Raw genomic sequence first — 13,934 nt, 5'->3', positions numbered from 1 at the left:
ATTATTCAAAACCGTATTACTTTTGCTAACACCGTTAGGTTATTGACATGGGAATTGTAGAGCGCAGGGCGAGGCAGAAGGAAGAGGTTCGGAATAATATCATCTACACCGCCTGGGACATGGTAAAAAAAGACGGGTGGCAGGCTTTATCCATCCGCAAAATTGCCGAAGCTATTGAATATAGCGTTCCGGTCATTTACGATCACTTTGAAAACAAGGAAGCGATACTGCTTGAGTTCGGTAAAAAAGGGTTTCGTAAAATGGGCGATAAATTAGAATTCGCCAGGAACCAATATACCAACCCGTCCGATCAGATAAGGGCCATGGCCGACGCTTACTGGGAGTTCGCACTTAACAATGTTCAGCTTTATCAATTGATGTTTGGCATTGGAATGGCGTCCTGCGAAAGTGAAAAATGCACCTGCGAATACAACAGGTTTATTGACATCATGATCGAACCTATTGAAAATGAATTGAAATTAAATAATAGAACTGATGTGAACGCCTGTCTTAAATATCATACCCTCTGGTCGGTACTGCACGGGTTGGTTTCCATCAAAATAACAGGGACATCCCCGGCAGACGATGAGCTTACCAAAGTCGTACTTGACGACGCCATAGCAGGCTACATAAAAAATTTGAAATAAAATTTTTTCCAGATAAACCTAACATCGTTAGGAAAAATAACATCATAAAATTATCATTAAGTAATCATTAATTCTCACGCATATGGAAACCACCACAATCATCAGATCGATCAGGCATTATTTGCCTCTATTTATAGCGATCGCCGCCATTGCACTGTACACCAGTTGCAGTTCGTCAACGGCCGGCAACACCGCGCCGCCACCACAGGAACTACCTGTTGTAAGCATAACCAGCAAACCTGTTACTGTTTACAGCGAATTTACTGCTTCGTTACAAGGCAAGCGCGATATCGAGATCCGTCCACAGGTAGATGGCAATCTTGACGCCATTTATGTCGACGAAGGCGCTTATGTTCACAAAGGGCAGCCACTGTTCAAAATAGATGCCCGCCCTTACACCGAGCAACTGAACAATGCAAATGCTACTTTGCTTTCAGCAAAAGCTTCGTTAGCGAATGCTTTGATCAATGTGAACAAATTGACACCACTTGTACAGAACAATGTAATATCAGATGTTCAGTTGCAATCTGCTAAAGCAGCTTATGATGCAGCAAAAGCTAATGTCGAGCAAGCAAAAGCGCAAGTAGAATCGGCTAAGATCAATGTTGGCTACACCACCATTACTGCTCCGGCCGATGGGTATATAGGTACCATTCCTTTTAAGACCGGAAGCCTGGTAGTTAAATCACAGGCAGATGCATTAACTGTATTATCCGAAAACAAGGAAATGCACGCATACTTTACCCTGAGCGAAAGTGATTTCATCAACTTCAAGTCGCGTTTTGCAGGTGCAACCCTGCAGGACAAGATAAAACACCTGCCCGAAGTAGAGCTGGTGCTTGCCGACAACTCCATCTATCCTGAAAAAGGCAAAGTTGAACTAGCCGAAGGGCAGTTCAGCAAAACAGATGGCACGATAAGTTTCAGAGCTAATTTTTCCAACCCGAACGGGCTATTGCGCTCGGGCAATACAGGAAAGATCAGGCTGTCAAACACGGTCACCAATTCATTGCTGGTACCGCAGGAGGCAACTTTTGAATTACAGGATAAGGTATTTGTTTACGCTTTGACAGATAGCAACAAGGTTATTGGCAAGCCATTGACGGTAACAGGTACAAGCGGCAACTTCTATCTTGTTTCGGGAGGAATAAAGGCAGGCGACAAGATCGTTTACCAGGGTATCGACCGGTTGCACGACGGGGTTATCATTAAGCCCAAAACTATGCCGGCCGACAGCTTGTTCAAAACAGCATCGCTGTAAGCCACAAAGCCCGCTCACATTTTGTTTAACTGTAACCCGGGAGCATTTCCGGGTTACGCAACTCACAAACTATGTTACGAAAATTCATAGAAAGGCCAGTCCTTTCGACAGTGATATCTATTCTCCTGGTTTTGCTGGGCATCATATCACTTTTCACGCTGCCTATCACGCAGTTTCCGGATATAGCGCCACCTACCGTACAGGTAACTGCCTCGTACCCGGGTGCTAACGCCGAAGTGGTAGCACGCTCGGTGGCTACCCCTATCGAGGAAGCGGTAAACGGTGTGGAGAACATGACCTACATGACGTCCAACTCGAGCAATGACGGTTCCATGAGCCTGAATATCTATTTTAAACAAGGGACAAATCCTGACATTGCGGCCGTCAACGTACAAAACCGGGTTTCTAAGGCTATCAGCCAGATACCGCAGGAAGTGGTTCAGTCCGGGGTATCAACCCAGAAAGTGCAGAACAGTATTATCATGTTCGTTGCACTGACGAGTAAGGATACCAGCTACAACGAGACGTTCCTGCAAAACTATATCAAGATAAACCTGATACCCCAGTTGCAACGTATTCCCGGCGTGGGACAGGCTCAGCCATTTGGTGCGCACGATTATTCCATGCGCATTTGGCTGAAGCCGGACAGGCTGACCGCCTATAACCTTTCGCCACAGGATGTTACCGCTGCTATCAAAGATCAGAGCCTTGAGGCAGCGCCTGGCCGTTTTGGCGAAAGCAGTAAGGAATCCTTTGAATATGTTTTAAAATACAAGGGTAAATTAAATAAGAACAAGGATTTTGAGAATATCATAATCCGCGCCAACAGCGATGGGTCTGCAGTGAGGCTAAAAGACGTGGCACGTGTCGAATTCGGTTCGTTCACTTATTCATCCAATAGCCAATTGAACGGCTTCCCGACTTCAGGCCTCGCAATATTCCAGACGGCCGGCTCTAATGCGAACGACATCCTGACAGAGGCACAACGCCAAATAAAAGAGTTTTCCAGTACCCTGCCAAAGGGTATCGAACCAGTGGTGATGTACAACTCCAAAGAGTTTTTGGATGCGTCTATCGACCAAGTAAAACACACCCTGATAGAAGCATTCGTGCTGGTATTCATAGTTGTGTTCGTTTTCCTGCAGGATTTCCGGTCGACACTGATACCGGCAATTGCCGTACCCGTAGCTATTATCGGCACTTTCTTTTTCATGCGCCTGTTCGGCTTCAGCATTAATTTGTTAACGCTGTTTGCGCTGGTACTTGCTATCGGTATCGTTGTGGACGACGCTATCGTCGTCGTCGAAGCGGTGCACGCCAAAATGGAAAGCACCACGCTTTCTGCCCGTAAGGCAACTATCGAATCGATGAGCGAAATATCCGGAGCGATCATTTCCATCACCCTGGTAATGGCGGCGGTGTTCGTCCCTGTTGGCTTTATGCAGGGCCCTGCTGGTGTATTTTACCGGCAGTTTGCATTCACGCTTGCCATCGCGATTTTGATATCGGCTGTAAATGCATTAACCCTCAGCCCTGCCTTAAGTGCTTTATTTTTGAAAAACACGCATAGCAGCGAAGGGCACGACACCAAAAAAGGCTTCGGCGCCCGTTTCTTTGCAGCGTTCAACGCAGGTTTTACCGCGGTTACGAACAGGTATGTAAGGTCACTTCAGTTTTTGATCAAGCGTAAATGGGTAGCCTTATCGGCGTTGGCATTGATCTCGGCGGTTACTTTTGTTATGATCAAAAAGACACCAACCGGATTTATTCCTACCGAAGACCAGGGTTTCCTGCTGTATGCCGTGAATACCCCTCCGGGCAGTTCATTGGAAAGGACACACAAGGCGATGCAGGAGATAAACGATATTGTGAAGAACGACCCGATAACCAAAAACCATTACATCGTTGAAGGTTTGAACTTTATTTCCAACGCAAATGCATCACCTTATGGTGCCGGCTTTATCCGCATGAAACCACAGGGCGAACGCGGTCCGGTGCAGGACCTTAACCAGATAACTGCGATGATGACCCAAAAGGTGGCCTCGCAGGTAAAAGGGGCAAATGCTTTCTTCTTTACCTTCCCTACCATCCAGGGTTTCGGTAACGTAAGTGGTTTTGAGTTTATGCTGCAAGACCGTACTAACGGCACCATGGGCAAACTCGATTCAACAACCCATGCCTTCCTGGGGGCGCTGATGCAGAAAAAAGAAATTGCTTATGCGTTTACCACATTCGCTGCTGGCAATCCTCAATACGAAATTGAAGTGGATAATGAAAAGGCCAAGCAACTGGGCGTGTCGATAGCCGATCTGCTCCAGACCATGCAGGTATATTACGGCAGCAGCTTTGTAACCGATTTCAACCGCTTTGGTAAATATTATAGGGTAATGGCCCAGGCCGATGCGCAATACCGGTCGAACCCGCAATCGCTTGACAACATCTATGTGAAGAATAACCAGGGACAAATGGTGCCGGTAAATGGCATTGTTAAGTTAAAAAGAGTCTACGGGCCCGAAACCGTTACCAGGAACAACCTGTTCAACGCGGTGACGATAAACGGCGTACCAAAACCGGGATACAGTACGGGCGATGCTATCAAAGCAATTGAAGAAACCGCAAAGGAGACGCTGCCGCGCGGGTATGGGTATGAATGGACCGGTATGACACGCGAAGAGATCAATTCGGGTTCACAGATATTGTTAATATTTGCGATGAGCCTCATATTTGTGTACTTCCTGTTAGCTGCTCAATACGAAAGTTACATTCTTCCGTTTGCTATTATCCTGACCATACCACTCGGCGTATTCGGATTGATGCTCTTTATCAATATGATGGGTATCGACAATAACATTTATGTGCAGGTGTCCCAGATCATGCTTATTGGTTTGCTGGCTAAGAATGCCATCCTGATAGTAGAATATGCGGTACAACGCCGCAGGGCCGGAATGAAACTGGTTGCCGCTGCGCTCGAGGCTTCCAGATTGAGGCTCCGCCCAATCCTGATGACATCATTTGCATTCATCGTTGGTCTTATCCCGCTGATGAGAGCAACCGGCGCATCGGCTTTGGGTAACCGGTCGATAGGCACAGGCGCCGTGGGCGGTATGCTTACCGGTGTACTGTTGGGTGTGTTTGTGATACCGGTGCTCTTTGTTGCGTTCCAGTACCTGCATGAGCGTATCAGTACAAAGAAAATAGAAGAACCCGGATCGGTTGAGGAAGCTGAGCCGGAACTGTTAAATGCTTAATAATATTATCATGAACAAGTATAGGATCATTATATACTCCGCTTTACTTATAGTGCTGTTCAGCGCTTGTAAGGTTGGGAAGAATTACCAGCGACCTGAGGTCGATCTGCCTAAGCAATTTAATACTGTTGCTTATGCAGATACGAGCAGCATAGCTGATGTGGAGTGGCGAAAATTTTTTACCGACACCACGTTGCAAGGTCTCATTGATCGCGGCATCAAATACAATTACGATCTGTTGATCGCGCTTAAGCGCATCGATATTGCCGGTCAGCAGGTTAAACAGGCCAAACTACTACTCACCCCTGAGTTGAATTTGCAGGTGAGCGGCCAATATAACCGCTTTTCAAAAAATGGCATAAACGGAGTGACGGCCGATATTACGGGCAGCAATCACTACGAAGATTATAATGCCAGTTTAGGATTGTCGTGGGAAATAGATACTTGGGGCAAAATACGCAGGCAAAAGGAAGTTGTGCTGGCGCAATACCTGCAAACTTATGAAGCTACCAAGGCTGTACAGACTAAATTGGTTGCTGACATAGCGCAGGATTATTATAACCTGCTGATGCTGGAAAAACAGTTGGATATAGCAAAGCAAAATTTGAAGCTTGCCGATACCACGGTTAACCAAACCACTTTGTTAAAAAATGCAGGCGAAACAAACCTTCTTGCTGTACAGCAAGCAGAGGCGCAACGTCAAACTACGGCCTTGCTTATACCTCAGCTGGAACAAAATATAGCTATCCAGCAAAATGCACTGCAAATTTTGACCGGGCAATTGCCAGGGTCCGTAGCTCATTCAACTAACCTCGACAATGTGCAGATACCAAAGCAACTACCAACCGGGCTGCCTGCAGCCATTTTGAGCCGCCGGCCGGATGTCAGGTCGAACGAAATGGCATTGGTTGCAGCTAACGCTAATGTTGGTGCAAAACAAGGTAATTTGTATCCATCGTTAACTATCACAGCTGCCGGCGGTATGGAAAGCTTGCGGGCAAGTACCTGGTTCAATCTCCCGGCATCATTATTCGGAACGGTAACTGGTTCGGTGCTTCAGCCTATATTTAATCACCGGGAATTGAAAACCCAGTTTGAGGTGGCAAAAGTACAGCGTAAGCAAGCAGTGTTACAGTTCAGGCAGTCAGTATTAAATGCGACCGGCGAGGTTAGTAACGCGCTGGTACAAAACGAAAAGCTTGAGCAACAAATGACCATAGCCGGCCAGCAGGTGGCAACAACACATAAAGCGGTCAAAAATTCACAATTGCTTTTCAAAAGCGATCTGGCCAATTACCTCGAAGTAATAGCAGCGCAAACCAATGCCCTGCAAGCCGAGTTAAACCAGGCTTCGATAAAACGACAGCAAATGGGTGCAGTGGTAGAATTATACCGTGCCCTGGGTGGTGGCTGGAAATAAATAAACTACAACCAATTGCAAAAAGCGGTGCGGATCTTCCGCCCGCTTTTTTGCGTTTTGCACGATTTACAGACGTTTGCGGCCTTAATTTTAATTTAATTTATACGCAAGTATTTTTTTTAAAACCGGATATACTACTTTTGGGTTTTACGAATCAGTATCTCAAAGCAGAGGTACTCTCCATTATTGCCTGAAAAAATATTTTATAATACTGCTTATTGAATTAGAATATGTACGATTATAATATTCTTGAGGATAGTGAATTGATCCAACGGCTTTCTGCGGATGATAATCATGCATTTACCGAAATATATAATCGTTACTGGAAGAAACTTTTTACCGTAGCTGCCAATAAAATAAACGACCTGGATGAGGCCGAAGAAATTGTGCAGGACATATTTATTTCGCTATGGAGAAGACGCGAAGAGCTTACTGTAATTGATACACTAAGCTCTTATCTCGCGGTATCTGTAAAGTATAAAGTGATCAAATTGTTAGACAAGCGAAATACCAGGCAAAAGTATTTGGGTTACAGTAAAGACCATATCAGTATTGCCGATAATTACACCGAAGAGTGGCTGGAGTTTGAAGAACTAAAAAGTCGCCTAACGATTTTTGTAGCCGAATTACCCGAAAAATGCCGCATGGTTTATCAACTCAGCCGTGAATCGGGATATTCTCAAAAAAAGATAGCAGCGGAAATGGGTATTTCCGAAAAAACTGTTGAGGCTCATCTTGGCAAGGCCCTCAAAACCTTGCGTGCACGGTTAAGCCAATTTCTTCTCTGAACGCATCCCGCAAGACTTCTTAAAAAATATTTTCAGTTACACTAAGGGATATCATCCTACTGGCGGACTTATATATTAAAGCACGCTAAATGAACAGTAACGGATCCTTAGACAGATACCAGGAACTGGCCAAAAAATGGCTTAATAAAACCATTACTCCTGCCGAGCAGGAGGAATTTGCAGCGTGGTACAACACAGGTCAGGACATGCCGGTAGATATCCCGGCAGGTTTTGCAGAAGATGAAGAATCGCACCGGGCCAGGATATTAAACAAGGTAAACGAGGCTATTAAATACGACCGCTCGCATCGAAATAAAATAAGATACATGCGGTGGGCCTCCATAGCGGCGGCTTGTTTACTGCTTTTATCTATCCCTCTTGTTTATTTCCATATACGAAAAAAGATCACTCAAAAAGGTGATATTGCCTATCAGCAAAAATTAGTAAAAAATGATGTTGCTCCCGGTGGCAATAAAGCTGTACTTACGTTGGCTAATGGGTCAAAGATCGTTTTAAATGATGCAAAAAACGGCGTGCTGGCCAAACAGGGAAAAACACTGTTAAACAAAGCAAAAACTAACCAGCTTATATACGTGCCCCCTGCTTCGGTCACTAATAATCTTCCGGTTGTTTACAATACTATCTCTACCCCCCGTGGTGGTCAATTCCAGGTGGTGTTAAGCGACGGCACAAAGGTTTGGCTCAACGCAGCATCGTCCATCACCTTTCCTACCGTTTTCACCAAAGGAGAGCGCCGGGTGAATATTACCGGCGAAGTTTATTTCGAGGTAGCTAAAAACAAGCACCTGCCGTTTAGGGTTATCGCCGGCAAACAAACGGTGGAAGTTTTAGGAACTCATTTTAACATTAACGCTTACACGGACGAGAGGTCGATCAAAACCACACTCGCAGAAGGTAGCGTAAAGGTATCGGCCGGGGGCCAGACAGTTTTTCTCAAACCTGATGAGCAAGCCAATGTATCGAATTCCGGAAAGGCTGACATTAGCATAAACACGGTAGATACGGACGATATCCTGGCATGGAAGGAAGGCAGCTTTGTTTTCGAGAAAGCCGACATACCATTCATCATGCGCCAGGCTTCAAGATGGTATGATGTAACCATTAAATACGAAGGCAATATATCCGACAGGCGGTTCACCGGCAGCATTTCGCGCAGTGTGAACCTGTCCGAATTGTTAAAAATGCTAAAATATACAGGTGTGAATTTCAGGATAAGCGACAAAACCATCGTCGTCGGCTCCTGACGCCTGCACATTTATAAACTAATGAAAAACATTTAAGATCAGCTTTACCAGGCTGGTTTTACAAGATATCGGTTCAACTACCATTTGAGCCGGATACTAAAAATGACCAATTACTAAATTTAAAAACAGATCCCATGAGAAAACCGATACTTCGAGCACCGTAAACAGCAAACTTTTTATTTGAGATAGTTGAGGCCAGGTAAATGAACCGGGTAGCGTTGCAGCGCTATCCCGGTCAATATCTGGGTTACCCTCATTTTACAATCGTGAATTGGAAACCAGGTTATTAACCCAAACACTACAAAACTATGAAATTAAATTGTAAGGTCTTGCCTATAGACAGGCATGGCCTGTTCAAAATTCTATTAGCTATGAAGCTAACCGTTGTTTTTATTATTGCAGCGATGGTTAACGTGAGTGCCAAAACTTACAGTCAAAGCATCAATATCCACCAAAATCGTACCTCGGTAGGTAAAGTATTAAAGTTGATTAAAAAGCAAAGCGGGTACAATTACCTGTACGAGGAGGACGTGCTTGCTAAAACATCAAAAGTAAACATCGATCTATCAAATGCAACGGTTACGGAGGCGCTGGATCAGTGCCTGAAAGGCCAACCGCTCACTTATAAGATAATCGATCAAACAATAGTTATTAAGGCCAAAGACGACCCTGCATCTACCAAAGCAGCTGCCGCCCCCCAGAAAGTACAGGGAACGGTAAGCGATGAAAAAGGACTTCCTTTACCTGGAGTATCGATTAAAGTAAAAGGCACCGGCGTGGGTACTGTTACCGACGTAAACGGGAAATACACGTTCGATAACGTGGACGGCGGGGCAACGCTGGTGTTCAGTTACATTGGCTATGTTACCCAGGAAGTACCTATTGCCAATCGTGAGACGGTCGATGTAAAGCTCGCCGAAAGCCAAAAGTCCCTAAGCGAAGTGGTAGTAGTAGGTTATGGCACGCAAAAACGTGTCGATCTTACCGGTGCAGTAGGAAGTGTGAACAGCAAAGAGTTAGAAGAGCACCCCGCAATAAATGTAGAACAGGAATTGGCGGGTAGGATAGCGGGTGTTAATGTATCGGTTAACTCGGGCGCACCGGGCGGCGAAACAAAGGTGAGGATACGTGGTTACAGTTCTATAAATACCACAACCGATCCGTTATATGTGGTCGACGGCGTGGTTTGGACCGAAGGCGGAAGTTCGATTAACCCGAATGACATAGCGTCAATTGACGTATTGAAAGATGCGTCTTCGACCGCGATATATGGTACGCGCGGTGCTAACGGTGTAATTTTAGTAACCACCAAGCGCGGCGGGGGCAAAAAAGGCGGCACGGTAAGTTACGATGCTTACGGAAGTATCAGCAATATGGCCCATGAGATCCCGGTGCTGAATGCCAAAGAATTTTTAGCTGTGGAGGATCAATCTTATAAAAATATTCAAAAATATGACCCGGCAGGATGGGCAGCAGGTAAATATGCTGATGACGACCCGGTAAAGATCAGGACGGCTTTGATAGGCAAATTGTTCGACTCGAACTTAAACCCTTTATATGACGTGGATTGGCAAAAGGCAACAACCCGCACTGCGTACGGCCAGAACCATAATCTTTCATTTACAGGTTCGGCCGATAATTTGAACTACGGCTTATTCCTGAATTATGCCAACGACGAGGGTATCATCCTGAACAGCTATCAGAAACGGTACAATGCCAGGTTGACTTTTGACCATCAAACCAAATCGTGGTTAAAAGTGGGCGCGACCATTAACTATGACGACCGGGTTACCCGCACAGCGGACGATGGTACCGGCGGTAATAACATCCCCCGTATGCTGATCGAAATGATCCCAATCATACCGATTAGATACCCTGACGGAAGCTATGGAAAACGGACGGATTATCCTAATATGGAAGGTGGTGACAACCCGGTTGCACAAGCAAACGAGATCGAGTCGCTTACTTACAACAGGGTGTTTAGCGGTAATGGCTACGCAGATATAACATTCTTCCCCGGTCTTGATTTTAAGACGACCATCGGCGTAACCAATTCCAGTAACACTCATCCCCATTTCCAAAGCGGGCTTGTCGGCGGTTCAACTGCTAACCAAACTTACAGTTCAGCTTCGATTGATCAATGGAATAATACTTTCTGGCAATGGGAAAATCATTTAACCTACAATAAGGTGTTTAACAAAGTGCATACCATCAACGTAGTTGTAGGTACCGAGCGCCAGAATTTCAGTCAATTACGTTCTTATGGATCGACGCAAGATCTTTCAGACAACTATTATCAATATTATAACCTGGGTTCAGGCGGCATACCGGGCATACCCTCTTCAAATTACGATGCATGGCAAATGCAGTCATTTTTCGGAAGGATCAATTACAACTACAAAGAAAAATACTTGTTGACCGTAACCGGGCGCGAAGACGGTTCATCACGATTCGGAACAAACGCCAAATATGGTTTCTTTCCGTCCGCTGCAATTGCCTGGAGAGTGTCAGAGGAAGATTTCTTGAAAAACAATAAAACCATATCCGATCTGAAACTTAGATTAAGCTACGGTTTAACAGGTAATTCGGAGATCGGCGAATATCAATCATTGGCAAATATTAATACAACAAACTATGTTTTTGGTGGCACACAGGCTATTGGCACAACCCTCACCAGCATAGGGAATGACGACCTGCAATGGGAAAAAACGGCAGAATACGACTTCGGGTTTTCACTCGGATTGTTTAACAGCCGGCTTAACATCGAAGCCGATGCATTTCTGAAAAAAACCAAGGCCCTGTTGCTCAACGCTCCTTTACCCGAAACAAGCGGATTCAATAGTGTTTATAAAAACATCGGAAGCATTCGCAACGAAGGCATCGAGTTAACGATCAACAGTGTAAACATCAGGTCGAGCAACTTTAGCTGGAACACCAGTTTTAATATCTCGTTCCTTAGGAACAAAATATTGAGCTTGGGAGCATCAAACGACGATATCTTCCTTGGCCCAACATTCCTTTCCCAGTTTAACCTGGCGCGGGTAGGATTACCTGCCGGAACTTTCTGGGGTTATAAAGTATTAGGTACCTGGGGAACTGCCGAAGCAACCGAAGCAGCTAAATACGGCTTGCTGCCGGGCGATTTGAAAATATTTGATAAGAACGGTGATGGCAAAATAACAGCCGATGATAAAACGGTATTAGGCAAATCGATTCCCGACGGATATGGTACGCTGACCAACACCTTCCGTTATAAAGGCTTTGATCTCGGCATCGAGTTGCAGTTTGACTATGGGAACCAGATCATGAACCTCACCCGTCACTCGGGCCAGGACCGTACCGGGCAGGCAAATAGCTACGCTACGGTATTGAATGCATGGACACCTGAAAACCAGAATACTTTTATAGCGGAGGACAGACCTGCTTTCGTTCGTTATCAGACGGAGATTTATTCCACCAAAGTTGAGAATGGCTCGTTTATCCGCGGCAAAACGGTGACGTTGGGATATACCTTCGGACAGGATCTTGTTAAACGGATCGCGTTAAGCAGACTGAGGGTTTATGTCCAGGCACAGAACCTGTTCCTTTTGACTCATTACACAGGCTACGACCCCGAAACGTCAACCTATAATGGCAGCAGTAACTTCACGCAGGGCATCCAGTTTTACGACTATCCAAAACCGAGAACCTTTTTACTTGGAGTAAATGCTAGTTTTTAATCAAAAGCCAAAAACATACGATCATGAAATTTAATTTAAGAAAATATTGGATCTGCATTGTTCTACTGGTCCTTTCTGTAAGCAGTTGCAAAAAGTATCTTAATGAAAAGGACTATGGCAACTTTGTAAAGAATAATTATTTCACCACCGCGTCGCAGGCTCAAACCTTTGTTAATGGGATATATACTCAATTACACTTGTTTCAGAATGGAGATGCTTACGGTGAAAGCCCGTTTATTACTATTGAACTTTTTGCCGGCCATGCAACTTCATTGGGACAAAGTGTCAACAACGGGAACGTGATACATCAGCGTACGGACCCTGTTAATCCTGGATTTGAAGACGTTTGGCAGAATAGCTACAACGCTATAGCGAATGCCAACCTTGCGCTGGAGCGTATACCTGGCATCGCCATGGACGACACACAAAAGAACAAACTGTTGGGTGAGGTTTATTTTCTGCGGGCTTTCTTTTATTATCATTTGGTACGCCTTTATGGTGATGTGCCGCTGATAACAAATTCAGTAACGGTTAACAGCCCCGACCTTTACCCTTCCCGGTCGCCGGTTGCCGATGTATATGACCTGATCATTGGCGATCTGCAAAAAGCGGAAGCTTCAGGCCTGCCCGAAACAGACCAAACGGGGCGCGTTTCGCTGGGTGCTGTACACACTTTACTGGCGAGCGTCTACTTAACTACGGCTGGCTTCCCGATGCAAAAAACCGACAATTATGCCCTTGCCGCAACCGAAGCAGAAAAAGTATTAAATGAATATACCTTGTTTGATAATTATGCTTACCTGCACGACAATGCGCACAAAAATCAGGGTGAACTGATATTCCAGGGGCAATATCTGGTTGGTGTAGCTACGAATGCCATACCGCAGTTGACTTTACCGTTCAACCTTCCAGTCGGCGCTTACGGCGACCATTTGGGCGCTATGATCCCTACGGATGAGTTTGTGGCGAGTTACGAAGCGGGAGACCTGCGGGCCGAGGAGCGTCAATTCTATTTTTCAAGCTACCCGCAGTATGGTGACGACACTAAAACAGTAGTTTTTGGCGTACATGCATTGTATAAGTATTTCCATGCGGAAAGCGCACTGGGTAATGGTCAGAGCGACGAGAACTGGACCTTCCTGCGGTTACCGGAAGCCATGCTGATCTATGCGGAAGCAACCAACGAAGTTAGCGGACCAACGCAAGCAGCTTACGACCAGGTTAACAAAATCAGGGCCAGGGCTAAGTTAGCGCCATTAAGCGGCTTGACCAAAGATCAGTTCCGCGAAGCGATATGGAGGGAGCGTTACCACGAGCTTGCTTATGAAGACAAGGCTTATTTTGATATCCAGCGTACTCATATGGTATATGATGTCGTAAACAACACTTTCGGCGACGCATTATCAACCCCTAATGAGCAGGGCGTAACCATGAAGGAACAATATTATCTATGGCCTATCCCCCAGCGCGAGATAAGCACCAACAACAAACTGACCCAAAATCCGGGTTGGTAATTTGCTCACAACAACAGCAGGGCCGGGTATTAAAACCCGGCCTTTTTTATGTCCATAACTATAGCTTCACCT

Annotated in this window: 8 protein-coding genes; all 8 read left to right on the top strand. The window is 45.4% G+C overall.

Annotation, left to right across the window (positions count from 1 at the left end):
• The first annotated feature begins 47 nt into the window (after positions 1-47).
• A complete protein-coding gene (locus tag VL525_RS03885; protein ID WP_325383548.1) occupies positions 48-647 on the top strand; it encodes a TetR/AcrR family transcriptional regulator in 600 nt (199 codons plus the stop codon).
• Between the two features lie 82 nt (positions 648-729).
• On the top strand, positions 730-1,908 hold the full coding sequence (locus tag VL525_RS03880; protein ID WP_325383546.1) for an efflux RND transporter periplasmic adaptor subunit: 1,179 nt from the start codon (positions 730-732) through the stop codon (positions 1,906-1,908).
• 71 nt (positions 1,909-1,979) lie between these two features.
• Positions 1,980-5,156, top strand: a complete 3,177-nt coding sequence (locus VL525_RS03875; RefSeq protein ID WP_325383544.1) for an efflux RND transporter permease subunit — start codon at positions 1,980-1,982, stop codon at positions 5,154-5,156.
• A 10-nt stretch (positions 5,157-5,166) separates the two neighbouring features.
• Positions 5,167-6,576, top strand: coding sequence for an efflux transporter outer membrane subunit (locus tag VL525_RS03870; RefSeq protein WP_325383543.1), 1,410 nt, complete (start codon positions 5,167-5,169; stop codon positions 6,574-6,576).
• 230 nt (positions 6,577-6,806) lie between these two features.
• Complete coding sequence (locus VL525_RS03865) at positions 6,807-7,364, top strand: RNA polymerase sigma-70 factor (RefSeq protein WP_325383541.1); 558 nt, start codon at positions 6,807-6,809, stop codon at positions 7,362-7,364.
• 89 nt (positions 7,365-7,453) lie between these two features.
• Positions 7,454-8,629, top strand: a complete 1,176-nt coding sequence (locus tag VL525_RS03860; RefSeq protein ID WP_325383539.1) for a FecR family protein — start codon at positions 7,454-7,456, stop codon at positions 8,627-8,629.
• A 308-nt stretch (positions 8,630-8,937) separates the two neighbouring features.
• Positions 8,938-12,348, top strand: a complete 3,411-nt coding sequence (locus VL525_RS03855; RefSeq protein ID WP_325383537.1) for a TonB-dependent receptor — start codon at positions 8,938-8,940, stop codon at positions 12,346-12,348.
• Positions 12,349-12,371: 23 nt separating this feature from the next.
• Positions 12,372-13,862: a RagB/SusD family nutrient uptake outer membrane protein gene (locus VL525_RS03850; protein ID WP_325383535.1), complete on the top strand. Its 1,491-nt coding sequence runs from the start codon at positions 12,372-12,374 to the stop codon at positions 13,860-13,862.
• Positions 13,863-13,934 lie beyond the last annotated feature (72 nt).

Source organism: Mucilaginibacter sp., from assembly GCF_035492695.1.
In the GTDB taxonomy this organism is placed as follows: Bacteria; Bacteroidota; Bacteroidia; order Sphingobacteriales; family Sphingobacteriaceae; genus Mucilaginibacter.
This window is presented reverse-complemented; position numbering and strand designations above follow the sequence as displayed.